The following is a 24460-nucleotide window of genomic DNA, read 5'->3' on the forward strand; positions in this document are numbered from 1 at the left end:
CGGCGCCGCGAGCCGGGCCGGCAATGCGGCCAGGAAATCGATCAGCGCGGGCAATCCCCCGGTGGACGCGCCGAGGGCAAGGCACCCGACCGGTCCTTCAGGCATGTCGCGAAGCACGAGCTCGGAATTGGCGGCCGCAGCGGCCGGCTCCGGTGCGCGGACGGCGCGGCCGAGGCGGCGGAGCCGGTCGGCGAGGACGTCGGCGAAGCGGCCGGCGAAATCCGCGGCGCCGGGCTTGGGCAGAGTGTCGGCGGCGCCCTGCGCCAGCGCGCGGACGGTGGTTTCGGCGCCGTCTTCGGCCATCGACGAGACGATCAGGACGCGAGCGCCGCCGCTTGCGCGAAGAATCCCGAGCAGGGCTTCCAGGCCGCTGCCGCCCGGCATTTCGAGATCGAGCAGGATCACGTCGACGTCGAGGGTCCGTAGCGCATCGATCGCCTCGGCGGCGCTTCCCGCCTCGGCGACCAGCTCGAAATCGGGTTCGACCGCGACGATGCGCGAAAGCACGGCGCGGGCGACCGTCGAATCGTCGACGATCATCAGCCGGATCGGCGGTTCGGCCGATCGCTCGGGCCGCCGCCGCATCGAGGCGCTGTGCGCGTTCATCAGAAGCCGACGATTTGCAGCTTGCTGTGAAGCGTCTCGCGATCGAACGGCTTCATCACATATTCGTCCGCGCCGGCCTCGATCGCGGCGCGGATATGCGACAGGTCGTTTTCGGTCGTGCAGAAGACCACCTTGGGCTGCGCGGCATGGGCGCCCTGGCGAAGCGCCCGCAGGAACTCCATCCCGCTCATCACCGGCATGTTCCAGTCGAGCAGGATGACGTCGGGCATCTCCGCCTCGCAGCGGTCGAGCGCCTCGCGGCCATGCTCCGCTTCGTCGACGCGAAATTCGAGCGTTTCGAGGATATGCCGGGCGACCTTGCGGATCACCTTGCTATCGTCGACGATAAGACAACTCTTCATGTACTGGTGCTCCGTGGCCTCGCCTGGCCTTAGTGGGAAAAAGTAAGCACAACTTTAAGGGGTTAAGCCGCCTGAGCCGCAGGTCCCGCGATGAGCAGGTGCGGATCGACGCAAAGCAGGAGCTCGCCATTCGCCTCGACCATGCCGGTCGCGACCCGGTCCCAGCCCGGGCCGACCGGCGCGCCGACCGGCATCGCGCTTGCGCTCGCCTCGACCACGTCCTCGACGCCGTCGACAAGCAAAGCATAGGTATGACCTCCCGAGGGAACGACGATCGCATTGGCGAGCCCGCCCGCCTCGGCGCGCCCGAAATCGAGCGCGGCGAGGCCGTCGATCACGGTGAGGACCCGGCTGCGCAGCGAGGAGAGGCCCGCGACGTGGGGCGCGGTGCAGGGCGCCGGCGTGATCCCTTCCAGCTCGACCACCGCCTCGACCTCGGACGCGGGCAGCGCGATCCGGCGCCCGGCCAGGGTGACGATCAGGAGCAGCTCAGCCATGCGATTTCCTCCACGCGCCCCGGCTCAGCGCGGTCAACAGGCCGGCGCGGTCGTAGCGATGGATCGCGTCGCCCGCGATTTGCAGTGTCTCGCCTTCGCTGTCGATGCTGATGTCGGCCTGGATACCGTCCGCCGCCGTCACCACGCGATAGCCGAGGCTCTCGATCAGCGGCTTCAGCATATTCTCCATCCAAGGGTCGCCCGGCGGAATCGCGCAGACCGGCGGCTCGGCTTCTTCGCGGGCGGAGTCGGCATGCGCCGCGAACAGCCAATAGGGATCGATCAGCTCGACCTGATTCCCGTCGATCAGCGCGACACCGCCGACCTCGCCCGGCGCGGGCGAAGGTTGCATCTCGATCGCGAGCGAGCGGATATCGATCACCTCGGCGAAGCCATAGGCAAGCTCCGCGACGCCGTCGGTCAGCCGCAGGATGCGAAGCACGCCCTCGCCGGGTGCTTCGCTGCAACCGGCGAGCGGCATGATTCTCTCGCCGAGCACGACGCGCAGCTTGCCGGCGCTGAAGCGGACAGCTTCGGCCGGGACGTCCTCGATTCGCTCGACCAGAGCGACGGGAACGGCGCGAGCGCCGCCGTCAAGGCCGCGGAAGAGGAGCAAGGTCGATTCCGCCCGTGCCGCCTCCGCTTCCGCCTCGGCGACGTGGCGGGCGGGTTGCTCGATCGCCTCGAAGCGCAGTTGCGCGCGCTTCGCCATGCCGGACGGATCGAGCACGAGGATCGGGCGGCCGTCGTCGTTGAGCGTGGTCCCGGCGTAAATGCCGGCAGCCATCACGGCCGGCGCGGCCGGCTTCACGACAAGCTCTTCATGGTCGTGGACCGCATCGACTGAGAGCGCATAGACGTCGCCGCCCGCCGGCTTCAGCAGGATGATCTTGCGTTCCTCCGCGGGCGCTTCGCTGTCGACGCCGAGCAAGCCGGGCAGGCCGACGAGAGGGACTCGGCGCCCGCGCACCGTCGCGACATCGGCCTCGCCGATCCGGTCGATCCGAACCGCGTTGCCGGAAGCGCGCAAAATCTCGTCGATCGCCGAGCGCGGGATCGCGAAAATCTGGCCGGCGGCGGTGACGGTTAGGGCGGGGATGATGGTTAGTGTCAGAGGGACGCGGATGCGCAGGCGGACGCCGTCGCCGTCGCGCGAGTCGAGATCGACGAGGCCGCCGATCCGCTCGACATTGGCGCGGACCACATCCATGCCGACGCCGCGGCCGGAAATGGCCGTGACCTGGCCGGCGGTGGAGAGACCGGGCGCGAAAACCAGCTCGGTCCGCTCGGCGGCGCTGAGCAGATCGGCGCGATCGGCGGACAGGATGCCGGCGGCGACCGCCTTGCGGACCAGCGCCTCGTCATCGATGCCGCGGCCGTCGTCGGCGACCTCGATTAGAATCTGGTTGCCCGCCTGACGCGCGGAGACCTTGAGCCGGCCGGTCTTCGGCTTGCCGGCCGCCGCGCGCGCCTCGGGCGCCTCGATGCCGTGGTCGATCGCGTTGCGGACGATGTGGCCGAGCGGATCGCGGATCATCTCGATCATCTCGCGGTCCAGCTCGACGTCGCCGCCGTCCACTTCGAGCCGGACCTGCTTGCCAAGCTCGGCGCAAAGATCGCGGACCATGCGCGGCAGGCCGGCGAAGAGGCTGTCGACGCGCTGCATACGGGTGCGGGTGATGGCGTCGCGGATTTCGGCGATGCAGGTCGAGATGCGCTCGAACGCCGCCTCGACGGCGACGTCGGGCGGCAGCGCGCGCAGCCGCCGCGAGAGTTCGTTGCGGGCGAGCACGGCGTCGGAAACGCCGTTCATCATCCGGTCGAGCAGCTCGACCGACAGGCGGATGCTGCGCACCGATTTGCGGCTTTCGACCTCGGCGGGCGCGGCGGCGGGCTCCGGCGCCGGAGCCGGAGCGGCCACCTCGCCGTTCAGCGCGACGATCAGCGGCTCGTCATCCTCGTCGGCAAGCGCCTCGCCGGTTTCGAGCGCGTGGACCAGCTCGCCGATCCGATCGATGATCGAGAGCACCGCGTTGACTAAAGCGGCATCGGGCGCGCGGCGCCCGGCGCGAACCGCGGCGAGAGCGTCCTCGGCCGCGTGGCTAAGCTGCTGCAGCCGCGGCAGATCGAAGAAGCCGCAATTGCCCTTTACGGTGTGGACGAAGCGAAAAATCTCGTCGAGGCGGGCGCGGTCGGACGGGTCCGCCTCCCAGGCGACGATCGCACCGGAGAGGGCCTGCATCATGTCGCGGGTTTCCGCGAGGAAATCGTTGATCAGTTCGTCCATCGGCCCCGTTTCCGAACGCGGTGGGAGAGCTATGGCGGAGCGTTGGTAAACAAGCCGTTTACTCGCGCCCGGCGCGATCGCGCTCGACTCCTACACGGAAACGAGTTACTGACTGACCAGTCATTTATTTGCGAGTCGTGGACGATGGCGAAGCCCGAACCCAAATGGCGCAGGCGCAAGGAGGAGCGGCCGGGCGACATCGTCGCCGCGGCGCTCCAGGTGTTCTCCGAAAAAGGCTTCGCCGGCGCGCGGATCGAGGAGATCGCGAAGCGCGCGGGCGTCTCCAAGGGTACGCTCTACCTCTATTTCGAAACCAAGGAGGAAATGTTCCGCGCGGTGGTGCGCGAGGTCGTCGTGCCCAACGTCGAGACGGTGCGCGCGGCCTTCGAGGCGGCCGACCTGCCGTTCGCCGACCTGCTGCGGCTGTTCCTCCCCCGCTTCGCCGAGATCGTGACGAGAGCACCGATCGGCGCGGTCGCCAAGATGGTGGTCGGCGAATCGCGCAACTTCCCCGAGCTCGCCAAGGTCTGGCACGACGACGTGATCCTGAAGGCGGTCGGCCTGATCGCCGGGCTGATCGAGCGTGCCCAGGCCAGAGGCGAAGTGCGCCCCGGCGATCCGCGTACCCATGCCTTCTCGATCATGGGGCCGATGCTGATCGGCATGCTCTGGCGCGAGACCTTCACGCCGGTGGGCGGCGCCGCGCTCGACCTTCCCGCCATCGCCCGCCAGCATGCCGAGACGGTGCTGGGCGGGCTGCTTCTGGAGCGCGAGCCATGAAGCCGCAGCGGCTGATCATCCTCGTCCTCGCCGGTCTCGCCTTAACTTTCCTCGTCTGGCGGCTGCTCGCGCCGCAATTCCAGGCGGCGCCGACCTTCTCCGGCTATATCGAGGGCGAGACGCTCTATTTGTCGGCGGCGACCGCCGGGGAGGTCAGCGCGATCGGCGTCCGCCGCGGTCTGCGGGTCGCGGCGGGCGCGGGCCTCTTCCTGATCGAGCCCGACCAGCAGCGCGCGCAGGGGCAGCAGGCGGCGGCCGAGCTGGAGGCAGCGCGCGCCCAGGCAAGCGACGCGCGGCTCGGCCAGCGGCCCGCAGAGATCGCCATATTGGAGGCCGACCGCGACGCGGCCGAAGCAGCGGCGCGCGAGGCGCGGATCGCATTGAACCGGGCCGAGCAGCTCGTCCGGCGCGGCATCTACGCCCGGGTCCGGCTCGACGAGGCGCGCGCGGCCTATGAAAGTGCCGCCTCTCGGCTCGACGCGGCGCGGCGGCGGATCGAGGTCGCCACATTGGGCCAGCGGCAGGAGCAGGTCCGCGCCGCCGACGCTCGCGTCGCTCAGGCCCGGGCGCGGCTGTCCGAGACCGGGGCGCGGCTTCAGAACCTCTCCCCGATCGCGCCGACGGCCGGCCGGATCGAGGACGTCTTCTTCCAGCGCGGCGAATGGGCGCCGGCCAACCAGCCGGTGGTTGCCCTGATCCCCGACGACCGGATTTTCGTCCGCTTCTTCGTCCCCGAAACGGCGGTCGCTGCCTACCGGCCCGGTCAGCGTGTCCGCTTCCGCTGCGACGGCTGCCCGGACCGGCTCGCCGCGACCATCTCCTACGTCAGCCCGCGCCCCGAATTCACCCCGCCGGTGATCTACAGCCGCGAATCGCGCGACCGGCTCGTCTTCATGGTCGAGGCGCGGCCGGACGATGGCGCGGCGCTGGTCCCGGGCCTGCCGGTCGACGTCTATCCGATCGGCATCCGGCCATGAGCGTCGCGATCGACGTGCACGATCTGAACAAGTCGTTCGTCGGACGGCGGGTGGTGAAGGATTTCTCGATCCAGGTCGAGGAAGGGCGAATCACCGGCTTTCTCGGTCCGAACGGCTCGGGCAAGACGACGACCCTGCGCATGCTCTGCGGCCTGCTGACGCCGGACAGCGGGACCGGCACCGCCCTAGGCTTCGACATCCTCTCGGAGAGCTGGCAGATCAAGCGGCGCACCGGCTATATGACCCAGCGTTTCTCGCTTTACGAAGACCTGACGGTCGAGGAGAATCTCCAGTTCGCCGCCCGCATCCGCGGCCTCGACCGGAGGGCCGAGCGAGTTAGCGAGGCGCTGGCACAGCTCGGCCTCGCCGAGCGGCGGCGGCAGCTCGCCGGCACGCTCTCGGGCGGCTGGAAGCAGCGGCTCGCGCTCGCCGTCGCGACGCTGCACGAGCCGCAATTGCTGCTGCTCGACGAGCCCACCGCCGGGGTGGACCCGCAGGCCCGCCGCGCTTTCTGGGACGAGATCCACGAGCTCGCCGCGCGCGGCCTCACCGTGCTCGTCTCGACCCATTATATGGACGAGGCCGAGCGCTGCCACGACATCGCCTATATCGCTTATGGCGAATTGCTCGCGCGCGGCACGGCGGACGACGTGATCCAGGCGGCGAAGCTCGCCACCTGGCGCGGCGAGGGCCCCGGCATCGACCGGCTCGCGCCCGAATTGCTCGAAAATCCCGCGATCGAGATGGCCGCGCCCTTCGGCCTCGCCCGCCACGTCAGCGGCGGCGACGCCGAGGCGCTGGAGCGCGCCCTCGCGCCCTACCAAAGACCGCCGTTTCGCTGGGCGCGGACCGAGCCGACGCTTGAGGACGTGTTCATCCACCTGATGAGCGGCGTCGAGGACAATTTCCAGTGACCTGCGCCCCCTCCCGTCATGCCGGCGAAGGCCGGGACCTCAGGCCGAAAGAGGCTCGGCAATGACGCCCGTGCCATCTGGTCCCGAGACCCCGGCCTCCGCCGGGGCGACGGCGACGGGAAGGGGCGAAAGCTTCTCGCTCGACCGGATGGTCGCGGTGCTGGTCAAGGAGTTCATCCAGCTCACCCGCGACCGCATCACCTATGCGCTGATCCTCGCCGTCCCGGTGATCCAGATGCTGCTCTTCGGCTACGCGATCAACACCGATCCGAGGCACCTGCCGATCGCGGTGCTCGTCCAGGAGAACAGCGTTTACGCGCGCTCGGTGCTCTCGGGGATCGAGAATACGTCCTACTTCCGGATCACCCACCAGGCGCGCAGCCCCGCCGAGCTCGACCAGCTCGTCCGCACCGGCCAGGTCCAGTTCGCGATCACCATTCCCGGCGACTTCACCCGCCGCGTCGTGCGCGGCGACCGGGCGCAGATCCTGGTCGAGGCCGACGCCACCGACCCGACCGCGACGGGGAGTGCGCTGGCGGCGCTGGGCCGGCTGCCGGCCGAGGCGCTGCGTCACGATCTTGTCGGTGCGGTGTCCCCGCCCGCCGAACTCGGCCAGCCGTTCGAGGTGGTCATCCACCGCCGCTACAATCCCGAGAACATCACCGCCTACAATATCGTCCCGGGCCTGCTCGGCATCGTGCTGACGCTGACTTTGGTGATGATGACCGCGATCGGCGTGACGCGTGAGCAGGAGCGCGGCACGATGGAAAGCCTGCTCGCGACGCCGGTCCAGCCGATCGAGGTGATGATCGGCAAGCTCGCCCCGTTCGTCATCGTCGGCATGATCCAGACCGCGCTGATCCTGATCGTCGCGCGAATCCTGTTCGATGTGCCGATGGCGGGCGGCTGGGCCGGGCTGATCCTCGGCACCGCCCTCTTCATCATCGGCTCGCTCGCTTTGGGGTTCCTGATTTCGACCCTGACCCGCACCCAGCTCCAGGCGATGCAGCTCTCGGTCTTCTATCTGCTGCCCTCGATCCTGCTCTCCGGCTTCATGTTCCCGTTCCGCGGCATGCCCGAATGGGCGCAATGGCTGGGGACCTTCATCCCGGTCACCCATTTCCTGCGCGTGGTGCGCGGCGCCCTGCTTAAGGGACAGAGTTTCGCCGACATGGCCCCCAGCCTGCTCGCGCTGGCCGTCTTCGTCTTCGCCGTCGCAGCGCTGGCGCTAGCGAGATACAGGACGACGCTGGATTAAGCCGGCAAGCTCGCCCCGATCAGGAGCATGTTCTCTGTCTCGTCGGCGACCTGGAGGCGGCCGCCGCCTTCCTCGACGAGGAGGTGAACCAGCCAGGCGGCGGCGGCGCGGGGGGCGACCTCGTCCTCGCTCGTCTCGCCGACGAGGACCTTCTTGAGTTCGGGATCGAGGACGATCCGGTTGCCCTCGGCGCGGACGACAATATCGAGCCCGTTCTCGCCGCGCTCGGCGCCGATGTCGAGGCTGCCGCCGCGCACCAGCGAATCCCCGGCGATGAGGACGATGTTGAGCAGCACCTTCAGCGCCGCCTTGCTCATCGCGCTCTCGTCGATCATCCAGCCCAGTTGAATCCGGCCGTCGCCGCCGAACAGGCCCTCGATCGCGGTGCGCGCCTCGCGCGTGTCGACCACGTCGGCGAAGCCCCCGGCGGCGCCGAAGGCCAGGCGGAAGAATTTGAGCTTGTTGGCCGAAGCGCGCGCGCTTTCCGCGAGCAGATCAAGGCAGCGGGCGCGCATTTCCGGATCATGTTCGTCGGCAAGCAACTCGATGCCGTTGTTGAGCGCGCCGACGGGCGAGAGCAGGTCGTGACAGAGGCGGGAGCAGAGCAAGGATGCGAATTCGTGCGATTTCATGCCGCCTGAGCCCCTGTTTCCAACGCGATACGGGTTCTATTGAACGCTCGGAATCGGGGATGCAAGGGCAGCGGGGCGATCTTGAAAAATCGCACCGAAACCCCAACTCGCATGTTCGATGTCGGGGGGACATTCCATCATTCAGGCACGCATTGCCGAGGATGCGGTGGACTGGCGCCTCGACCGGGCGCTGGCCGCGGCGGTGCCGACGCTGTCGCGGGAGCGGCTGAAGGCGCTGATCGGTGCGGGCGCGGTCACCGATCCCGCGGGCGCGCCGGTGCGCGATCCGGCGGTGAAGGCGGTTCCTGGCGCCATCTACGAAGTTGCGGTTCCCGAACCGACGCCGGCCCACAACGAGGCGCAGGACATCGCGCTCGACATCGTCTTCGAGGACAAACACCTGCTCGTCGTGAACAAGCCGGCGGGAATGGTCGTCCACCCGGCAGCGGGAAATTTCGACGGCACCCTGGTCAACGCCCTGCTTCACCATTGCGCGGGGCGGCTCTCCGGGATCGGCGGGGTGGCGCGGCCAGGAATCGTCCACCGCATCGACAAGGACACGTCCGGTCTGCTCGTGGTCGCCAAGAACGATCGGGCGCACGAGGGCCTCGCCGCCCAGTTCGCGAAGCATAGCATTGCGCGGCGCTATCTGGCGGTCGTGGCGGGACTGCCCAAGCCGGCGAGCGGGACGGTGGACGCCCCCCTCGCCCGTTCTCCGGCGAACCGCAAGAAAATGGCGATCGTCGCGGCGAATCGGGGCAAACGGGCGGTGACCCATTACCGGACGATCGAGCCGCTGAAGGGCGCGAGCCTGGTCGAATGCCGGCTCGAAACCGGCCGGACCCATCAGGTCCGCGTCCACCTGGCCTCGATCGGCCATTCCCTGCTCGGCGATCCGGTCTACGGTCGAACCCGCCCGGAGCATCGGGACGTGCTGAAAAGGCTCGATTTTCGTCGCCAGGCGCTGCACGCGGCTTCGCTCGGCTTCGTCCATCCAGTTTCGAAAGAAAACTTGACGTTTGAAAGCCCCCTTCCGTCTGATATTCAGGAACTGTTGAGGGCGCTCACCGTATAGCTTTTATGTGCCGGCGCGGTGTATTATAAGGATACGGCACCAGGGAGTGTGTGTGAATCATGGCTGTGGGTAGGAAGATTGCGACGATTCCGGCGAGCGGCGGCGAGGCGGGCCTCAACCGCTATCTCGCCGAGATCAAGAAATTCCCGATCCTGACCCCGGAAGAGGAATATATGCTGGCCAAGCGCTGGACCGAGCATCAGGACACCGATGCGGCGGCCAAGCTGGTCAACAGCCACCTGCGCCTCGTCGCCAAGATCGCGATGGGCTATCGCGGTTATGGCCTGCCCACCTCCGAGCTGATCAGCGAGGGCAATATCGGCCTGATGCAGGGCGTGAAGAAGTTCGAGCCCGAGCGCGGCTTCCGTCTCGCCACCTATGCGATGTGGTGGATTCGCGCATCGATCCAGGAATATATCCTGCGCAGCTGGTCGCTCGTGAAGATGGGCACCACCGCTGCACAGAAGAAATTGTTCTTCAATCTCAGGCGGATGAAGAGCAAGATCGACGCCTTCGAGGATGGCGACCTCAAGCCCGAGGACGTCACCAAGATCGCTACCGATCTCGGCGTCAGCGAGGACGACGTCGTCTCGATGAACCGGCGCATGGCCATGGGCGGCGATACCTCATTGAACGTGCCGCTGCGCGACGACAGTGAGGGCAGCTGGCAGGACTTCCTCGTCGACAGCGAGCCGCTCCAGGACGAGCGCGTCGCCGAGGCGCAGGAATCGCAGGTCCGGCACGAACTGCTGATCGAGGCGATGGAGGCCTTGAACGACCGTGAGCGCCACATCCTGACCGAACGGCGGCTGACCGACGAGCCGAAGACGCTGGAGGAGCTCTCCCAGGTCTACGACGTCAGCCGCGAGCGCATCCGCCAGATCGAGGTGCGCGCGTTCGAAAAGTTGCAAAAGGCGCTGATGAACCTTGCCGGCGAGCGCAGGCTCCTTTCCGCGGCCTGAGGCCGTCGAGGCGCCTGTGCCGGTCGTGAAGCGGCGCGGATGGCTGCGCCGTATCTTCGGCTGGCTCTGGAAAGGGCTGCTGATCTTCCTGATCGGCAGCGTGCTCTGGGTTTTACTCTACCGCTTCGTGAACCCGCCGATCACCTTCACCCAACTCGGGGATGCGATCGGCGGCAACGGCGTCACGCGCGAGTGGATGGCGATCGAGCGGATCGACCGCGAGATGGTGCGCGCGGTGATCGCCGGAGAGGACAGCAAGTTCTGCTCGCACAACGGCTTCGACCGCGAGGCGATCGAGCAAGCCTGGCGGCGCAATCAGGCCGGCCGCGGCGTGATCCGCGGCGGCTCGACGATCAGCCAGCAGACCGCGAAGAACGCCTTCCTCTGGCAGGGCGGCGGCTTTTTCCGCAAGGGGCTCGAGGCCTGGTTCACTTTCCTGATCGAGAATCTCTGGTCGAAGCGGCGGATCATGGAGGTCTATCTCAACGTCGCCGAGACCGGGATCGGCACCTATGGCGTCAATGCCGGCGCGCAGCGCTATTTCGGCCACGACGCCTCGCGGCTCAGCCGCCAGGAAGCGGCGCGGATCGCCGCCGTCCTGCCCCTGCCCAAGCGCCGCGAGGCGATCGCGCCGGGCGGCTTCACCCGCCGCTACGGCAACATCATCGCCGCGCGCGTGGCCTCGGTCCAGCGCGACGGGCTGGACGGTTGCGTATGACCGTGAATATTATGGATAATCGCGCTGCCGGAACCTGGCCCGCAGCTGCGTGCCAGAATCGTATTCGGCTCGACTATGTGCTATACTTGTCCGTGTTTCGACGAGGGGGTCGCAACCATGAACGAGGCGCAGAAGAGAACCGCCGCGGCAATCGCGATTGGCTTCATTTCTCTTGGCGCCCTTTTTCTCCTGTGGATCGCGATAGCGATCGTCGCCAAGAGCGTCACCGCCGCCTCTCTTTCTGGTGAGCTTTTCTATCTGATGACCTCGGGCGGAACGGCAACCACGCTCTTCGGAGCGCTTAACGTCATCATAATGGCAGGGTTGGCGGCCGGCGTTGCCGTGCTTGGCCCCCGCTACATTTGGCTCGCTTCGGGCGTGATCCTTATCGGCCTCGCGACTTCGGTTTCCATCTGGGTCTTGATCTGCGCCACCGAGCTGGGACGAGAGGTTTCCCAGAATGTCCCCGAGCACATCAATATTTCGCACCGGCAGCTCGAGGCGAACGTTACCGCATTCTCTTCTTGGGCGATCGGCGCATGGGTCGTCGCCTTGGCTGCCGTTCTGGGCATTACTCAGGTGAGGAAGAAGCAGTGAAGGGCCTGATGAAACTGATCGCTCTCGCGTTTGTCGTGCTGGGTGCGACGCCCGTTGAAGCCCAGACGCGGCGCGTGGAACTCAGCATCCTCGGTACGCCACCCCAGTCAATAATCGCGATCAAGGACGGCGCCGACACCCAGATTCGGCTGCTTCGACAGGGCAACAGTTACGTCCGACAGCTGAGCCCAGGCGTTTACACCTTCCAATTGCGCTATGCCGAAGATGGTTCGCGGCATGTCGCGCCGGAATGGGACATCGTGACCCTGCGGATCAGCATACCTCCCGGATCCGAGCCGTTCGTTCGAGAAATCGCGCGATCCTACCCGATTTCCTGCAACATGCCCGAACTGAGACGCGTCGCGGCCCGCTCAAGCTCCCGGGGTGAGGCGTTCGACAATGCCCTCCGGGCCCGACTGATGCTCCGCTACCAGCCGGAAGAACACTGCCGCAACCTCAGCGACGCCGTGAAGGAAGCGCTCGGCAAGCGCTGGCAGCAACTGCGGGCGTGGGATCCCAATTTCGTGGAGATCCCCAGCTAAAGCGGGAATCATTGGCCTAGAACGGCATCTTGAAGCCCGGCGGCAATTGCAGGCCGCCGGTGGCTTCGCGCATCGCGTTCTGGCTGGCGGCGTCGGCCTTGGCGCGGGCGTCGTTGATCGCGGCGGCGACGAGGTCCTCGACCATCTGCTTCTCCGATGGCTGCAGCAGGCTCTCGTCGATCTCGATGCTGATCACCCGGCCGACCGCCGAGGCGCGCACCTTGACCATGCCGCCGCCCGACGCGCCCTCGACCTCGATCCGGTCGAGATTCTGCTGCGCCTCGGCGAGCTTGGCCTGCGCCTCCTGCGCCATTTTCATGATCTCGTTGAAGTCAGGCATTCATGCGCTCCGTTGTTCGTCCATTGCGTGGTGAACCAGCTCGGCATCCGGGAAAGCCTCGAACGCGGCCTTCACCACCGGCATCCCGCGCACGCTCTGCTCGGCCCGGCGCTCGGTTTCAAGCTCCTGTTCGCGCAAGGTCGGCTCGGCCTGGCCCTCGGCGAGGCCGACCCGCCATGTGTGGCCGGTCGCGGCCTTCAGGATCGCGGCGAGATCGCGAGTGAAATCGCCCGGCAGCGGCTTGGTCGGGCGAATCGCCAGCTCGGGCGGGGCATAGCGGACGACGCCGGCGAAATCGTGGAGCTGCTGGGCGAGATGGGGCTTGCCCGCGCGCTCGACCAGCGCGACCATTTGGACGAAGGTCTCCGGCAGTTGGAGCAGCTCGGCCTGGCTCTCCGCCTTTGGCGCGGCTGATGCGGACACCGACACACTCTCTCCGGAAGCAAGCTTGGCGGCGAGTTCGCCGGGATCGGGCAGATCGGCGGCGTGGATCACGCGCAGCAGCGCCATCTCGGCCGCCTCGACCGGCGAGGGCGCATTGTGGACCTCGGACAGGCCCTTGAGCAGCAGCTGCCAGAGGCGGTGGACCGCGGCGTAGCTGAGCTTGACCGACCAATCGGCATAGGCCTCGCGCTCCTCGGCCGACTGGGCCGGATCGGCGGCGCCGCCGACCTTGGCGCGGGTGATGCCGTGCACCGCCTCGAGCAGGCCGCGGATCACCGCCGAGGGCTCGACGCCGAGATCGTACTGGTCCTTGAGCGCGGTGAGAGCGCTCGGCGCGTCGCCGTTCAGCAGCAGGCCAAGCAGATCGCGGACCGCGGCGCGGTCCGACAGGCCGAGCATGGAGCGGACCTGCTCCGCGGTCACTCCGCGCCCGCCATGGGCGATCGCCTGATCGAGGATCGAGAGGCCATCGCGCGCCGACCCCTCGGCCGCGCGGGCGATCAAGGCCAATGCCTCGGGCTCCACCTCGACCCCTTCCGCTTTCGCGACCTCGCCGAAATGGGCGCCGAGCCGGTCGGCGGGGATGCGCCGCAGATCGAAGCGCTGGCAGCGCGAGAGGACCGTGACCGGCACCTTGTCGGCTTCGGTCGTGGCGAATAAAAACTTAACATGTTGAGGAGGTTCTTCCAACGTCTTCAGAAGTGCGTTGAACGAGCTTTTCGAGAGCATGTGCACTTCGTCGATGATGTAGATCTTGAAACGCGCCGACACCGCCGAGTAGCGCACCGCCTCGATGATCTCGCGCATGTTTTCGACGCCGGTGTGGCTAGCGGCGTCCATCTCGATCACGTCGATATGGCGCCCCTCGGCGATCGCGCGGCAGGGCTCACACTGCCCGCACGGCTCGATCGTCGGGCCGCCCGCCCCGTCCGGGCCGACGCAGTTCAGCGCCTTGGCGATCAGCCGCGCGGTCGAGGTCTTGCCGACCCCGCGCACGCCGGTGAGGAGGAAAGCATGGGCGAGCCGGTCGCGCTTTATCGCGTTGGCGAGGGTGCGCACCATCGCCTCCTGCCCGATCAGCTCGGCGAAGCTTTGCGGCCGGTATTTGCGGGCGAGAACGCGGTAGGGCTGGGGGGAATCGGACATCGCCCCCACTCTAGCCGTTCGACCGGCGGCTGTCGAAGACCGTCAAAGCTGACGGACTTGAGAGCTTCGCCAGGGCGATCGTGTCGCCTTTGTCAGCTTTCGGACCGGCGAATGCGGCCCCGCCGAACCGCGCGAATGGCATGAATGGCGCGAATGTCATACGGATAAGGGGGGTCCATCCGCCCGCAAGGAAGCGGGAGATCGGCGAATCAAGAGGGGCGCGGAGGCGCGGCATGGGCGCCAGGATAACGCTTTCGAGCCGCTGTAGGAAAGAACAAAAAAAGAACGGAGGTTCCAGCTTTCGCTGGAATGACGATGGTTCAGGTGGAGCGGGAAAGGTGGGAGCCGGAACGACCCGGCGACAGAAACTCGTTACGGCTGCTTCCTTCCGGACCTGACCGGGTTGGCGAGAGCACCGTCCGCCCGACTCCCGCGGCGCATATGGGCCGGGAGGCGCGGGGATGCAAGCGGAGGCGGCAAGGCCAGTATGGCAAGGACTGGCTGTCGCGACTTGGCAGTCCAGGCGCCCCTATGAGCGCCCGGCGGCCGTTCCTCGAGCCAAGCTCTCGGCTTCTTCGGCTAACGCGATCAGTGTTCGCCGCTCGTCATCTCCGCCCGGCAAAGGCACGCGAGCGGCACGCAATCTGATGCTGTCTGCATCCGGGTCGCTCAGCGAGCAGGATGTGAAGTCATCCCAGTCGTAATCGCCGCATGCTCCATCGAGAAAGGCGCGGATAACACGCGCGGCATACGCAGCGTCTTGCTGAAGGCCCTCGATCATCCGTCTTCGATATCGTTCAGGAACCAGAGTCGCAATCGAGCGGTCTTATCCCACCACCGGCTCCAGCATCCGGATCGTGCCCGCCGCCGCGTCGATTTCGGCGCGGCTGCCGACGGGGAGGCTGAACTGATCGGCGACATGGCCGAACAGGGCGCCCTGGAAGGCGGGGACGCCGAGCGGGGTGAGATGGTGGGCGAGGACTTCGGACAAGGTGAAGCCGCCCAGCGACGGGCCGGAGGCGGCGCAATTGGTGCACTGGCCGAAGACCACGCCCGCGACGCGGCCGAGAATGCCGGCGAGGCCGAGCTGGGTGAGCATGCGGTCGATCCGGTACTGCGCCTCGTCGACATCCTCGAGGAACAGGATCGCGCCGTCGAAATCGGGGAGCCAGGGCGTGCCGACGAGCGCGCTGAGCACGGTGAGGTTGCCGCCGAGCAGCGGCCCCGCGGCGCGGCCCGGTCGGAAGGTGCGGATGCGGCCGCTGCGCTGGGCGAGGCGGTCGTCATTGCCCTCGGGATTGCGCCAGGTCGGCGTCTCGCCCTCGAAGGCGAGGCGGCGAAAGGAATCCCAGGACAGGCCGCCCCAGGCGCTCGCCGCATTGGGGCCGTGGATCGTGGGGCAATCGGTTCGCGCCGCGAGCGCGAGGTGGAGCGCGGTGATGTCGCTGAAACCGACGACGAGCTTGGGATTGGCCCGGATTACATCGAAATCGAGATGCGGGAGCACCCGCGCCGAGCCCCAGCCGCCGCGCACCGCGAAGATCGCGCGCACTTCGGAATCGGCGAACATCGCGTTGATCGGGGCGGCGCGCTCCGCGTCCGTGCCGGCGAGATAGCCGTGGCGGCTGAGGATGTTGGGCGCGGCGCGCGGCACCAGCCCCATCGCGCGGACCGTCTCCAGGACGAGATCGAGATCGAAGCTGTCGGCGGTGAAGCCGGCCGGCTCGATCAGGCCGACCGTGTCGCCCTGCCGCAGCCGCGGGGCACGGCGCCGCGCGGGCAGCGCCGCCGAGGCGGTGGCAGCGGGAAGCGGAAGCATGGATGCGCCCAGCGCCTGGATCATGGTGCGACGACTCAGCATCGGGCTGCCATAGCAATGCGGCCCGGGCTGCGCGACTGGAAGGGTCGGAGCTCAGCCGAGGTGACGCTTCGGATCCATGCGAGAGTGGAATACGCGCGCAATCTCGATCCTTTCGTCCCGCAGCCGATAGACGATCCGATGTGCGCCGGCCTTGATGGACCGAAATTCTGCGTGCCGGCCCGCATAGGAAGGACCCAGGCGCGGAAATTCGAGCAAGCCCATCGCCACGTGGCGCAGCATGGCGGCATATTCGTCAGCGCGCGCCTCGCCCCATTGCTCCGCGCCGAACGTCCAGATTTCGATCAAATCCGCGCGTGCGGCGGCCGAAAATCTCAGGCGGCGCGCGATTTGGTTCGTCTCCGCGCACCCGCGATGATCTCGTCGAAGCTCTCTTCGCTCCAGCCGCTGTCGAGCCCCTCCTGAATCAGGTCATCCAAGCGCTCCAGCGACTCCTTATGCTCGCGGATCGCCGCGCGGATGAAATCGCTGGAATTGGCGTAGAAGCCGCCCTTGACCTGCGCCTCGACATAAGCGCGCATGTCGTCGGGCAGCGAGATGTTCATCGTGGCCATGCGACCTTATAGCAAAGATTGCCATCGGCGACAATCAGCCGAACGCCGCCGCGACCAGCCTGGCGACCGCCGCATGCGCCGCGTTGCGGGTCGAGGTGTCGCTCTCCGGCGCGTCGATATACGACGCGATCAGCAGCGGCGCGCGGCCGGGCGGCCAAGCGATGGCGACATCGTTGCTGAAGCTGCCTGCGGTCCCGGTCTTGTCGCCGGCGCGCCAGCCGGCGGGTAGCCCGGCGCGGAGGCGCTCGCGGCCCGTGCTGGTGCCCTCGAGCCAGGCGGCGAAGCGGGCGCGGGAAGCTGGCGTCAAGACGTCGCCCAGGAGGAGCGCGCGCATCAGGCCGGCCATTGCCGCCGGGCTCGTGGTGTCGCGCGGGTCGCCGGGGCCGACGCGGTTCATCTCGGGCTCGATCCGGTCGAGCCGCGTGACCGCATCGCCGCAGCGGCGGACGAAGGCGGTGAAGCCCACCGGGCCGCCAAGCCGGGCGAGGAGGAGGTTGGCGGCGGCATTGTCGCTGAGCTGGACCGCGGCGACGCAAAGCTCTTCCACGCTCATCCGCCCGCGCGGCAGCGCCGCCTCGACCGCCGGAGCATAAGGGACGAGGTCGGTGCGGGAGATGGGCACCTCCTCGGCGAGGGCGTGGCGGCCGGCGTCGACCTCGGCGAGCATCAGCGCGGCGAGCGGTGCCTTGAACGTCGAGCACATCGCATAGCGGCCGTCGGCGTCGTGGCCGAGCGTGCGGTCGTTGCCCGTGTCGACCGCGCGGACGCCGAGGCGGGCGCCGGCGCCAAGGGTGGCGAGGATCGGGGCGAAATCGGGCTCGGCCCCGGCGCGCTCCGCCTGCGTGTCGCGGCTCGCGACCGGCGCCCCGGTGCAGGCGACCAATGCGGCGGTGCCGATCAGGAAATGGCGGCGGTCGATCATCGGGCGTCTCTCCTTCCCGCCAGCCCTAGCGAGGAGCATCCGCGCGGGCAGCACCAGAAAATCTCAGGAGAGGCCTTAGCGCCCCTGCATGTTGTGGACGCCGCCGGGGATGCGGACGGTGAGCGATTCCAGGCCTTCCGTCAGCCAGATCTGGCAGGACAGGCGCGAATGGCGGGTGACGTGGGAGGCGAGATCGAGCATGTCCTCCTCCTCCTCGCTCGCCTTGGGCAGCTTGGCGAAATCCTCGGCGGCGACGATGACGTGACAGGTCGAGCAGGCCATTTGCCCCTCGCACGTGCCTTCGAGCGGCAGGCCGGCATTCTGGCCGATGTCGAGCAGGCGCTCGCCGGGGGCGCCTTCGACCTCCTGCACCTTCGATCCGTCGGCGGAGATGAAACGCACCAAAGTCATGCGGCGAGATTGCGCTGGCGCTCGGCCGCCTCGACGATCAGGCCGAGCGCGGCCTTCAATTCCTCCTCGGTCGTGTAGCGGCCGAAGCCGAGGCGGATGCTGGCATGGGTCTCGCGCTCCGAGAGGCCGAGCGCCCGCAGCACGTGGCTGGTCTTCCCCGAGCCGCTGCCGCAGGCGCTGCCCAAACTGAACGCGACGTCTCGGACGTCGGACATCAGGCGGACCGCGTTCACCCCGTCGCGCCGGACGTTGAGGTTGCCGCGATAGCGGTGCGCGGTCGAGCCGTTGATCGTCCAGTCGCCGAGCATGGCGGTGGCGACGTCCCAGAGGCGGGCGACGTGCGCGGCGTCCACCTCCATCCGCTCCGCCGCGACCCTGGCGGCGGCGCCGAAGCCGGCGACCAGGGCCGGCGAGACGGTGCCCGAGCGCAGCCCCTGCTCCTGCCCGCCGCCGAGCAGCAAGGGCGGGAGCTTGATGCCGTTGCGGACCCACAGCGCGCCGATGCCCTTGGGCCCGTGAATCTTGTGCGCGCTGATCGCGATCAGGTCCGGCCCTTCGGGAATCGCCATCCGGCCGTAGCCCTGCACCGCGTCGCAGAGCAGCAGGCTGCCCTTGGCGTGGGCGGCCTCGGCATAGGCCGCGACGGGCTGGATGGTGCCGATCTCGTTGTTGACCAGCATCAAAGCGACGATTCCGCCCGCGGGTAGCTCCACCTCGTCCGGCGGCGGCACGAGGCCGTCCCTGTCGACCGGGATCAGCGTCCCTCCTTGGGTCTCTATCGGCTGGAGCGCCGCCTGATGCTCGATCGCACTGCCCGCGAGGCCGCCCGGGGCGATGCGCGGGCCGGTCGTCAGGACCCAGTTCAGCGCCTCGGTCGCGCCCGAGGTGAAATGGATCCGGCCGCCCGGAGGCAGCAGCGTGGCAACCGCTTCGCGCGCCAGCTCTACGGCGACCGAAGCGGCGCGGCCGGCGCGATGCTGGCTCGAGGGATTGGCGAACCCGTCGCTGCTCGGGCCGCTGAGCCAGGGCAGCATCGCCTCGAGCGCTTCGGGCGCGAGCGGCGTGGTCGCCTGATAGTCGAGATAATACATCGAATTGCCGCGATCCGCGAGGTTGTTGCGAACGATTCGCAAAAGTTGCGATTTGGAACCGACCTCTATATAGGGCGCTTCGCCTCGCCGCCGGAACCCCCTCGCGGCGATTTGAATCCCGGAACGAATCGCCATGCCCGAAGTCATCTTCCCCGGCCCCGAGGGCCGTCTCGAAGGCCGTTTCAGCCCGGGCCCGCGCCCCCGCGCGCCGGTCGCGATGATCCTCCATCCGCACCCACAGGGTGGCGGCACGATGAACAATGCGATCGTGCTCGCGCTCTACAAGACCTTCGTGCGGCGCGGCTTCGCCACCCTGCGCTTCAATTTCCGCGGGGTCGGCAAGAGCCAGGGGGTGTTCGACAACGGCATCGGCGAGCTTTCCGACGCGGCGAGCGCGCTGGACTGGGTCCAGCAAATCCATCCCGAGGCGGAGACGACCTGGATCGGCGGCTTCAGCTTCGGCGCCTGGATCGGCATGCAATTGCTGATGCGCCGGCCCGAGGCGCGCGGCTTCATCTCAATCGCGCCGCCCGCCAACATGTACGATTTCTCCTTCCTCGCCCCCTGCCCCGCCAGCGGCATCATCATCCAGGGCGAGGCGGACGAGGTCGTGACCCCGCTCGCCACACAGAAGCTGGTCGACAAGCTGCGCACCCAGCGCCACATCACGATCGAGCACAAGACGATCCCGGGCGCGAACCACTTCTTCGTCAACGAGATGGACCTGCTGATGAAGGCGGTCGACGACTATCTCGATTTCAGGCTCGACCCGAGCTGCCCGATCCGCTGAGCCAGCGCAGCGACATGCAGGACAGGCCTGCATCGATCTTCGCGATTTCCGCCGTGGGCAGCACGACCGGCGCGTAGCCGCGCGCGGCGACCAGCTCGGCCGTGCGCGGATAGCCGTCAGCGATCAGCACGCACCCGTTGACGCGCAGCAGGTTCGCGGCGGCTTCCTCGCCTTCGGGCGTGACGACGATCTCCAGGCCTTCGAAGCAACCGGATGCGGCCAGCGCGGACGTAGCGACGACCGTCTCCTCGTCGAGCAGGGCGCAGCCGCTCTTGAGGTGAAGCGTGCCTTCGGGCGTCGCAACGATCCGGGCCTCGCGGCCGAGCATCGCCATCAGCTCGACGAAGCGCTTGGCGCCGCGCTTGTCGGTGCGCGCGGAGAGGCCGATCAATATCCCATCCGGCAGGATCAATATGTCGCCGCCGTCGGCGAAGCCCTCGTCCAGCTCCACCAACGTATCGAAGCGGGCGCGGAGCGCCGGGGCGAGCGCGGCGGCTTCATCCATCCGGCTCGGCGCGCCCGGCCGGAGCAGAACGGCGCCCTCCGCGAGCACGAAGGCCGGATCCTCGACGAAGACCGCGTCGGGATGGCCGGGCAGCGGCGGGAGCGTCTCGACGGCCAGCCCCGCCGCCTCGAGCGCCGAAACATAGGCGCGATGCTCGGCGAGGACGCCTGCGTAAGACGGCCCTTCGCCCCGGTGCGCGCGCAGGCCCTCGACCACCTCGAGCCCCGGCGTCCGCACCAACGCCGAATCGAAGGCGAAGACGCTCACAGCGTCCAGATCAGGACGTTGCCGAGCATCACCAGGGCAGCGAGTAGCATGAGGGCGCCCTTCCCGCGGTCCCTGCCCATCGCGATCAGCCAGACGCCGCCCGCGGCGAGCGCGAAGGCGGCGAGCATCAGGAGCGACATGAGGAGGGCGGCGGTGCCGGTCATCGCGCGCTGATCGCATGCGCGGGCGGCTTTCACAAAGGCTTAAGCGGGGCGGCCTAGCGTCGCGCCCGTGAAGCACGATCATCGCCAGTTCGACGGCGCGCTCGGCGCGATCGAGGGCGCGGTCCTGCCGGGCGTGTCGCGGCTGCTCGACAGCCTGATCGACAGCGCCGCGCTCGCCCGGCCGGGTCATGACGCCGAAGCCTTTGCCCGCGGTATCCGGGGCAGCGCTGCCGAAATCGAGGCGCTGACCCGCCTGCTGGCCGCGATGGCTCAGCCGGCGGACAACAGCTCCGCGTAAAGCCCCGGATCGACATTCCCGCCCGAGACGACGATCACGCTCCCCTCCGGCGGATCGACCTTGCCGGCGAGCACCGCCGCGAGCGCGACCGCGCCGCCCGGCTCGGCGACGAGGCGCAGGGCCCGGAAGGCGAAGCGCATCGCCTCGGCTACTTCCTCCTCGCTCACCGCGAGGCCGCGCGCGCCGGCCTCGCTCAGCGCGGCGAAGGTGAGCGGGGAGACCAATTTGGTCTGCAGCGCGTCGCAGCTTGTCGGCGGGGCGGGCTCGGCGACGGGGACGATCTCCCCCGCCGCGAGCGAGCGCGCCATGTCGTCCCAGCCTTCCGGCTCGACGATCACGATCTCGCTCTCCGGCAGCGCCAGCGCGATCCCGGCGGAGAGGCCGCCGCCGCCGCAGGGGACGAGCACCATCGGCGGCGGCGCCCCGAGCTGATCGCGAATCTCGACGCCGACGCTGCCCTGCCCCTCGATCACGTCGACATCGTCGAACGAGGGAACGAGCGTCGCGCCGCTCTCCGCCGCGAGGCGCGCGCCGATCGCCTCGCGGCTCTCGCTGGCGCGATCGAAGAAGACGATTTCCGCCCCCGCGGCGCGGGTGCCCGCGACCTTCACCGCCGGCGCGTCGGCTGGCATGACGATGGTCGCGGCGATGCCGAGGCGCTGCGCGGCAAGCGCGACGCCCTGGGCATGGTTGCCCGAGGAGAAAGCGACCACGCCGCGCGCGCGCCCGGCCGCGTCGAGCTGAAGGAGCCGGTTGCTCGCGCCGCGCAATTTGAAGGCACCGCCCTGCTGCAGGCATTCCGCCTTCACCCAGAGCCGCCTTCCCTTCCAATCGAGCGGGAGTAGCGGCGTTTTCGTCACTGCATCGGCAATGCGCTCCGCCGCAGCCCTGACACCGCTCGCCGTGGGTCTTCTTTCTTGCATGCAAGCCTCTGGAGAAAAGAGGGAATTCGCAGGTCTTTACATGGGGGTCCGACGCCCATATATCGCGCGGCGCTGCCCCATGGGGACTTCCAACCGCAAGGCAGCTTATTCGTCAACGATCCTGTTGGAGGTCCCTTGAGTTGCACAGCCATCATCGCGCGCTGGGGCTAGCTACCGCCCCTTTCGGTGCCGCCAGCGGCATCGCTCTCGCCAAGCTGCGCCCGGTTCAGCCGGTGACGCTCATTCGTCCGCACGCCGCTCGGCGCGCGGCGCGCTTCTTCGTGGAGCGGTTTCCGGGCCGGTCGCTCTATGCGGTGAAGGCCAATCCCTCTCCGGACCTCCTGCGCATCCTTTGGGAGGAAGGCGTCACCCATTATGACGTGGCCTCGATCGCCGAGGTACGTCTGGTCGCGGAGACCCTGCCCGAGGCGGTGCTCTGCTTCATGCACCCGGTGAAGGCCGAGGAGGCGATTGCCGAGGCCTATTTCAGCCACAAGGTGCGCACCTTCAGCCTCGACACCGAGGAGGAGCTGGAGAAGATCCTGCGCGCGACCGCGACCGACGGTGTCGCCGCGAGCGACCTCAACCTGCTCGTCCGCATCCGCGTCTCCTCCGATCATTCCAAGCTCAGCCTCGCCGCCAAGTTCGGCGCCGAGCCCGGCGAGATGAAGTCGCTGCTGATGGCGACCCGCCAAGCGGCGGACGCGCTCGGCATCTGCTTCCACGTCGGCAGCCAGGCGATGAGCCCGGCCGCCTATCGCGAGGCGATGGAGCGCCTGCGCGCCGCGATCGTCGAGGCGGCGGTGACCGTCGACATCGTCGATGTCGGCGGCGGCTTCCCATCGACCTATCCCGGCATGGAGCCGCCGCCGCTGGAGACCTATTTCGAGGTCATCCACGACGCCTTCGAGGACCTTCCCGTCTCTTATTCGTCCGAACTCTGGTGCGAGCCCGGCCGCGCGCTCTGCGCCGAATATGCGAGCGTGGTGGTGCGGGTCGAGAAGCGCCGCGGCGACACGCTCTACATCAACGACGGCGCCTATGGCGCCTTGTTCGACGCCGCCCATGTCGGCTGGCGCTTTCCGGTGCGGCTGCTGCGCGAGTCGCCGTCGGAGGCAAGGGACATGGCATTCAGCTTCTACGGGCCGACCTGCGACGATCTCGACCATATGGCGGGGCCGTTCCTGCTCCCCGCCGACGTCGCCGCCGGCGACTATCTCGAGATCGGCATGCTCGGCGCCTATGGCTGCGCGATGCGCACCGGCTTCAACGGCTTCGGCGCCGACGTGAAGCTGGTCGCCGAGGACGAGCCGATGGCCACCCTCTACGGCGGCGAAGAGCGGGAACGCGCGGTTCCGTCGAACGTCGTGACGCTGTAACGCCTGCCCCTCAATCGTCATGCCAGCGGAGGCTGGCAGCCATACGGACTCCGCTTGGACCCCAGCCTTCGCTGGGGTGACGGCGGTAATGGAGATTCAAGAATGACCGACGCCCCGATCAACGACACCCGCAAGGCGGAGCTGCTGTCGACCGAGGTCGAGCATATCGACATCACCAGCTTCGACGCGCGCCCGATCGTCGAGGCGATGAAGAAGATGAGCTTCTCCAGCCGCGACCTCGGCCGGGCGGCGGAAATCTACAACATGATGCTCGCCGACCCCGATTGCTCGATCGCGCTCGTGATCGCGGGCTCGACCTCGGCGGGCGGCTGCATGGACCTCTATGCCGAGCTGGTGCGCAACAACATGGTCGACATGATCGTCGCCACCGGGGCCGCGATCGTCGACATGGATTTCTTCGAAGCGCTTGGCCACAAGCACTATCAAGCGCTTGAAATTCCTGACGACGACACGTTGCGCTCGCTCTATATCGACCGCATCTACGACACCTATATCGACGAGGAATCGCTGCAGCAGACCGATCATACGATCGGCGCCATCGCGAACAGCCTCGAGCCGAAAGCCTACTCCTCCCGCGCGTTCATCCGCGAGATGGGCAAGTGGCTCGTCGCGAACGGCAAGAAGGAGAACAGCCTGGTCAAGCTCGCCTACGAGCATGACGTGCCGATCTTCTGCCCCGCCTTCACGGACAGCTCGGCGGGCTTCGGCCTCGTCAAGCATCAGGTCGACCGGATGAAGGCGGGCAAGCCCTATCTCACCATCGATTCGATCGCCGATTTCCGCGAGCTCACCGACATCAAAATCGAGGCGGGCACCACGGGACTGCTGATGATCGGCGGCGGCGTGCCCAAGAACTTCATCCAGGACACCGTGGTCTGCGCCGAGATCCTCGGCCACGAGGATGTCGAGGTGCACAAATATGCGGTGCAGATCACCGTCGCCGACGTGCGCGACGGCGCCTGCTCCTCCTCCACCCTCCAGGAGGCAGCCAGCTGGGGCAAGGTCTCGACCGCGATGGAGCAGATGGTCTTCGCCGAGGCGACGACGGTGGTGCCGCTGCTCGCCAGCGACGCTTACCATCGCGGCCACTGGCGCGAGCGGGCAAAGCGCGCCTTCGGC

At 68.0% G+C, this 24460-nt stretch carries 30 protein-coding genes and 1 other RNA gene; 13 read left to right on the plus strand and 18 right to left on the minus strand.

The window, feature by feature from the left end; genetic code table 11:
* The 4 genes from ACT4N8_RS13080 to ACT4N8_RS13095 form a co-directional block, all read right to left on the minus strand.
* The coding region (locus ACT4N8_RS13080; RefSeq protein ID WP_444858563.1) for a response regulator at positions 1–606 on the minus strand (606 nt) is incomplete at its 3' end.
* The gene (locus tag ACT4N8_RS13085; RefSeq protein WP_444858564.1) at positions 606–968 is read right to left on the minus strand and encodes a response regulator; all 363 of its coding nucleotides are present in this window, start codon (positions 966–968) and stop codon (positions 606–608) included. The genes ACT4N8_RS13085 and ACT4N8_RS13080, both read right to left, overlap by 1 nt.
* Before the next feature lie 62 nt (positions 969–1030).
* On the minus strand, positions 1031–1465 hold the full coding sequence (locus ACT4N8_RS13090) for a chemotaxis protein CheW (protein ID WP_444858565.1): 435 nt from the start codon (positions 1463–1465) through the stop codon (positions 1031–1033).
* Positions 1458–3752, minus strand: a complete 2295-nt coding sequence (locus ACT4N8_RS13095) for a chemotaxis protein CheA (RefSeq protein WP_444858566.1) — start codon at positions 3750–3752, stop codon at positions 1458–1460. The genes ACT4N8_RS13090 and ACT4N8_RS13095 overlap by 8 nt, the downstream gene beginning before the upstream one ends.
* 144 nt (positions 3753–3896) lie before the next feature.
* On the opposite strand from ACT4N8_RS13095, the gene ACT4N8_RS13100 reads away from it, so the two are divergent.
* The 4 genes from ACT4N8_RS13100 to ACT4N8_RS13115 all read left to right on the plus strand — a co-directional run bounded on the left by ACT4N8_RS13100 (position 3897) and on the right by ACT4N8_RS13115 (position 7681).
* Positions 3897–4532 carry a TetR/AcrR family transcriptional regulator gene (locus ACT4N8_RS13100; protein ID WP_444858567.1) on the plus strand — a complete coding sequence of 212 codons (636 nt, stop codon included), beginning with the start codon at positions 3897–3899 and terminating at the stop codon, positions 4530–4532.
* Positions 4529–5509, plus strand: coding sequence for an HlyD family secretion protein (locus tag ACT4N8_RS13105; protein WP_444858568.1), 981 nt, complete (start codon positions 4529–4531; stop codon positions 5507–5509). Before ACT4N8_RS13100 ends, ACT4N8_RS13105 begins: the two co-directional genes overlap by 4 nt.
* Positions 5506–6423, plus strand: coding sequence for an ABC transporter ATP-binding protein (locus ACT4N8_RS13110; protein WP_444858569.1), 918 nt, complete (start codon positions 5506–5508; stop codon positions 6421–6423). The genes ACT4N8_RS13105 and ACT4N8_RS13110 overlap by 4 nt, the downstream gene beginning before the upstream one ends.
* A 61-nt stretch (positions 6424–6484) precedes the next feature.
* On the plus strand, positions 6485–7681 hold the full coding sequence (locus ACT4N8_RS13115; RefSeq protein ID WP_444858570.1) for an ABC transporter permease: 1197 nt from the start codon (positions 6485–6487) through the stop codon (positions 7679–7681).
* On the opposite strand, the gene ACT4N8_RS13120 is transcribed toward ACT4N8_RS13115, so the two are convergent.
* Positions 7678–8313 (minus strand): histidine phosphotransferase family protein, encoded by a 636-nt coding sequence (locus ACT4N8_RS13120; RefSeq protein ID WP_444858571.1) that lies wholly within the window; start codon positions 8311–8313, stop codon positions 7678–7680. The two genes, ACT4N8_RS13115 and ACT4N8_RS13120, sit on opposite strands and share 4 nt — an antisense overlap.
* Before the next feature lie 118 nt (positions 8314–8431).
* On the opposite strand from ACT4N8_RS13120, the gene ACT4N8_RS13125 reads away from it, so the two are divergent.
* The 5 genes from ACT4N8_RS13125 to ACT4N8_RS13145 all read left to right on the plus strand — a co-directional run bounded on the left by ACT4N8_RS13125 (position 8432) and on the right by ACT4N8_RS13145 (position 12207).
* Positions 8432–9388 carry an RluA family pseudouridine synthase gene (locus tag ACT4N8_RS13125; RefSeq protein WP_444858572.1) on the plus strand — a complete coding sequence of 319 codons (957 nt, stop codon included), beginning with the start codon at positions 8432–8434 and terminating at the stop codon, positions 9386–9388.
* A gap of 59 nt (positions 9389–9447) precedes the next feature.
* On the plus strand, positions 9448–10350 hold the full coding sequence (rpoH, locus tag ACT4N8_RS13130; protein WP_444858573.1) for an RNA polymerase sigma factor RpoH: 903 nt from the start codon (positions 9448–9450) through the stop codon (positions 10348–10350).
* Between the two features lie 16 nt (positions 10351–10366).
* Positions 10367–11068, plus strand: coding sequence for a monofunctional biosynthetic peptidoglycan transglycosylase (gene mtgA / locus ACT4N8_RS13135; protein WP_444858574.1), 702 nt, complete (start codon positions 10367–10369; stop codon positions 11066–11068).
* Between the two features lie 117 nt (positions 11069–11185).
* Positions 11186–11665 carry a hypothetical protein gene (locus ACT4N8_RS13140; protein WP_444858575.1) on the plus strand — a complete coding sequence of 160 codons (480 nt, stop codon included), beginning with the start codon at positions 11186–11188 and terminating at the stop codon, positions 11663–11665.
* Positions 11662–12207, plus strand: a complete 546-nt coding sequence (locus ACT4N8_RS13145) for a hypothetical protein (protein WP_444858576.1) — start codon at positions 11662–11664, stop codon at positions 12205–12207. Before ACT4N8_RS13140 ends, ACT4N8_RS13145 begins: the two co-directional genes overlap by 4 nt.
* Positions 12208–12223: 16 nt before the next feature.
* On the opposite strand, the gene ACT4N8_RS13150 is transcribed toward ACT4N8_RS13145, so the two are convergent.
* The 10 genes from ACT4N8_RS13150 to ACT4N8_RS13195 form a co-directional block, all read right to left on the minus strand.
* Complete coding sequence (locus ACT4N8_RS13150; RefSeq protein WP_444858577.1) at positions 12224–12547, minus strand: YbaB/EbfC family nucleoid-associated protein; 324 nt, start codon at positions 12545–12547, stop codon at positions 12224–12226.
* Positions 12548–14137, minus strand: a complete 1590-nt coding sequence (locus tag ACT4N8_RS13155) for a DNA polymerase III subunit gamma/tau (RefSeq protein WP_444858578.1) — start codon at positions 14135–14137, stop codon at positions 12548–12550.
* Positions 14138–14473: 336 nt separating this feature from the next.
* An RNA gene (gene ffs / locus ACT4N8_RS13160) (signal recognition particle sRNA small type) lies at positions 14474–14570 on the minus strand.
* A gap of 96 nt (positions 14571–14666) precedes the next feature.
* A complete protein-coding gene (locus ACT4N8_RS13165; RefSeq protein ID WP_444858579.1) occupies positions 14667–14918 on the minus strand; it encodes a hypothetical protein in 252 nt (83 codons plus the stop codon).
* 45 nt (positions 14919–14963) lie between these two features.
* The gene (locus ACT4N8_RS13170; protein ID WP_444858580.1) at positions 14964–15956 is read right to left on the minus strand and encodes a S66 peptidase family protein; all 993 of its coding nucleotides are present in this window, start codon (positions 15954–15956) and stop codon (positions 14964–14966) included.
* A 93-nt stretch (positions 15957–16049) separates the two neighbouring features.
* Positions 16050–16304 (minus strand): type II toxin-antitoxin system RelE/ParE family toxin, encoded by a 255-nt coding sequence (locus ACT4N8_RS13175; RefSeq protein WP_444858581.1) that lies wholly within the window; start codon positions 16302–16304, stop codon positions 16050–16052.
* Positions 16305–16330: 26 nt separating this feature from the next.
* The gene (locus ACT4N8_RS13180) at positions 16331–16570 is read right to left on the minus strand and encodes a type II toxin-antitoxin system ParD family antitoxin (protein WP_444858582.1); all 240 of its coding nucleotides are present in this window, start codon (positions 16568–16570) and stop codon (positions 16331–16333) included.
* 34 nt (positions 16571–16604) lie between these two features.
* On the minus strand, positions 16605–17492 hold the full coding sequence (gene bla, locus ACT4N8_RS13185; RefSeq protein WP_444858583.1) for a class A beta-lactamase: 888 nt from the start codon (positions 17490–17492) through the stop codon (positions 16605–16607).
* 75 nt (positions 17493–17567) lie between these two features.
* The gene (locus ACT4N8_RS13190; protein ID WP_444858584.1) at positions 17568–17903 is read right to left on the minus strand and encodes a 2Fe-2S iron-sulfur cluster-binding protein; all 336 of its coding nucleotides are present in this window, start codon (positions 17901–17903) and stop codon (positions 17568–17570) included.
* Complete coding sequence (locus ACT4N8_RS13195; RefSeq protein ID WP_444858592.1) at positions 17900–18994, minus strand: cysteine desulfurase family protein; 1095 nt, start codon at positions 18992–18994, stop codon at positions 17900–17902. Before ACT4N8_RS13195 ends, ACT4N8_RS13190 begins: the two co-directional genes overlap by 4 nt.
* A gap of 133 nt (positions 18995–19127) precedes the next feature.
* Here ACT4N8_RS13195 and ACT4N8_RS13200 point away from each other — a divergent pair, with 133 nt between their 5' ends.
* Positions 19128–19784: an alpha/beta hydrolase gene (locus ACT4N8_RS13200; protein ID WP_444858585.1), complete on the plus strand. Its 657-nt coding sequence runs from the start codon at positions 19128–19130 to the stop codon at positions 19782–19784.
* Here ACT4N8_RS13200 and ACT4N8_RS13205 read toward each other — a convergent pair.
* Positions 19753–20556, minus strand: a complete 804-nt coding sequence (locus ACT4N8_RS13205; protein WP_444858586.1) for an arginine deiminase family protein — start codon at positions 20554–20556, stop codon at positions 19753–19755. The genes ACT4N8_RS13200 and ACT4N8_RS13205 overlap by 32 nt on opposite strands.
* Positions 20553–20720 carry a hypothetical protein gene (locus ACT4N8_RS13210; RefSeq protein WP_444858587.1) on the minus strand — a complete coding sequence of 56 codons (168 nt, stop codon included), beginning with the start codon at positions 20718–20720 and terminating at the stop codon, positions 20553–20555. The genes ACT4N8_RS13205 and ACT4N8_RS13210 overlap by 4 nt, the downstream gene beginning before the upstream one ends.
* A 67-nt stretch (positions 20721–20787) precedes the next feature.
* On the opposite strand from ACT4N8_RS13210, the gene ACT4N8_RS13215 reads away from it, so the two are divergent.
* Positions 20788–21018 (plus strand): hypothetical protein, encoded by a 231-nt coding sequence (locus tag ACT4N8_RS13215; protein WP_444858588.1) that lies wholly within the window; start codon positions 20788–20790, stop codon positions 21016–21018.
* Here the strand turns inward: ACT4N8_RS13215 and ACT4N8_RS13220 are convergent.
* Positions 20991–21941 carry a threonine ammonia-lyase gene (locus tag ACT4N8_RS13220; protein WP_444858589.1) on the minus strand — a complete coding sequence of 317 codons (951 nt, stop codon included), beginning with the start codon at positions 21939–21941 and terminating at the stop codon, positions 20991–20993. The genes ACT4N8_RS13215 and ACT4N8_RS13220 overlap by 28 nt on opposite strands.
* A 140-nt stretch (positions 21942–22081) precedes the next feature.
* On the opposite strand from ACT4N8_RS13220, the gene ACT4N8_RS13225 reads away from it, so the two are divergent.
* Together ACT4N8_RS13225 and ACT4N8_RS13230 are read left to right on the plus strand one after the other, a co-directional pair.
* A complete protein-coding gene (locus tag ACT4N8_RS13225; RefSeq protein ID WP_444858590.1) occupies positions 22082–23320 on the plus strand; it encodes a type III PLP-dependent enzyme in 1239 nt (412 codons plus the stop codon).
* 102 nt (positions 23321–23422) lie between these two features.
* On the plus strand, positions 23423–24460 hold a 1038-nt coding region (locus ACT4N8_RS13230; RefSeq protein ID WP_444858591.1), incomplete at its 3' end, for a 1,9-bis(guanidino)-5-aza-nonane synthase.

The organism is Sphingosinicella sp., from assembly GCF_052387495.1.
Classification (GTDB): Bacteria; Pseudomonadota; Alphaproteobacteria; order Sphingomonadales; family Sphingomonadaceae; genus Allosphingosinicella.

Coding starts and splice junctions, on each gene's coding strand:
- ACT4N8_RS13085 (WP_444858564.1), bottom strand. CDS start 968: ATGAAGAGTTGTCTTATCGTCGACGATAGCAAGGTGATCCGCAAGGTC.
- ACT4N8_RS13090 (WP_444858565.1), bottom strand. CDS start 1,465: ATGGCTGAGCTGCTCCTGATCGTCACCCTGGCCGGGCGCCGGATCGCG.
- ACT4N8_RS13095 (WP_444858566.1), bottom strand. CDS start 3,752: ATGGACGAACTGATCAACGATTTCCTCGCGGAAACCCGCGACATGATG.
- ACT4N8_RS13100 (WP_444858567.1), top strand. CDS start 3,897: ATGGCGAAGCCCGAACCCAAATGGCGCAGGCGCAAGGAGGAGCGGCCG.
- ACT4N8_RS13105 (WP_444858568.1), top strand. CDS start 4,529: ATGAAGCCGCAGCGGCTGATCATCCTCGTCCTCGCCGGTCTCGCCTTA.
- ACT4N8_RS13110 (WP_444858569.1), top strand. CDS start 5,506: ATGAGCGTCGCGATCGACGTGCACGATCTGAACAAGTCGTTCGTCGGA.
- ACT4N8_RS13115 (WP_444858570.1), top strand. CDS start 6,485: ATGACGCCCGTGCCATCTGGTCCCGAGACCCCGGCCTCCGCCGGGGCG.
- ACT4N8_RS13120 (WP_444858571.1), bottom strand. CDS start 8,313: ATGAAATCGCACGAATTCGCATCCTTGCTCTGCTCCCGCCTCTGTCAC.
- ACT4N8_RS13125 (WP_444858572.1), top strand. CDS start 8,432: ATGTCGGGGGGACATTCCATCATTCAGGCACGCATTGCCGAGGATGCG.
- rpoH (WP_444858573.1), top strand. CDS start 9,448: ATGGCTGTGGGTAGGAAGATTGCGACGATTCCGGCGAGCGGCGGCGAG.
- ACT4N8_RS13140 (WP_444858575.1), top strand. CDS start 11,186: ATGAACGAGGCGCAGAAGAGAACCGCCGCGGCAATCGCGATTGGCTTC.
- ACT4N8_RS13150 (WP_444858577.1), bottom strand. CDS start 12,547: ATGCCTGACTTCAACGAGATCATGAAAATGGCGCAGGAGGCGCAGGCC.
- ACT4N8_RS13155 (WP_444858578.1), bottom strand. CDS start 14,137: ATGTCCGATTCCCCCCAGCCCTACCGCGTTCTCGCCCGCAAATACCGG.
- ACT4N8_RS13165 (WP_444858579.1), bottom strand. CDS start 14,918: ATGATCGAGGGCCTTCAGCAAGACGCTGCGTATGCCGCGCGTGTTATC.
- ACT4N8_RS13170 (WP_444858580.1), bottom strand. CDS start 15,956: ATGCTTCCGCTTCCCGCTGCCACCGCCTCGGCGGCGCTGCCCGCGCGG.
- ACT4N8_RS13180 (WP_444858582.1), bottom strand. CDS start 16,570: ATGGCCACGATGAACATCTCGCTGCCCGACGACATGCGCGCTTATGTC.
- bla (WP_444858583.1), bottom strand. CDS start 17,492: ATGATCGACCGCCGCCATTTCCTGATCGGCACCGCCGCATTGGTCGCC.
- ACT4N8_RS13190 (WP_444858584.1), bottom strand. CDS start 17,903: ATGACTTTGGTGCGTTTCATCTCCGCCGACGGATCGAAGGTGCAGGAG.
- ACT4N8_RS13195 (WP_444858592.1), bottom strand. CDS start 18,994: ATGTATTATCTCGACTATCAGGCGACCACGCCGCTCGCGCCCGAAGCG.
- ACT4N8_RS13200 (WP_444858585.1), top strand. CDS start 19,128: ATGCCCGAAGTCATCTTCCCCGGCCCCGAGGGCCGTCTCGAAGGCCGT.
- ACT4N8_RS13210 (WP_444858587.1), bottom strand. CDS start 20,720: ATGACCGGCACCGCCGCCCTCCTCATGTCGCTCCTGATGCTCGCCGCC.
- ACT4N8_RS13220 (WP_444858589.1), bottom strand. CDS start 21,941: ATGCAAGAAAGAAGACCCACGGCGAGCGGTGTCAGGGCTGCGGCGGAG.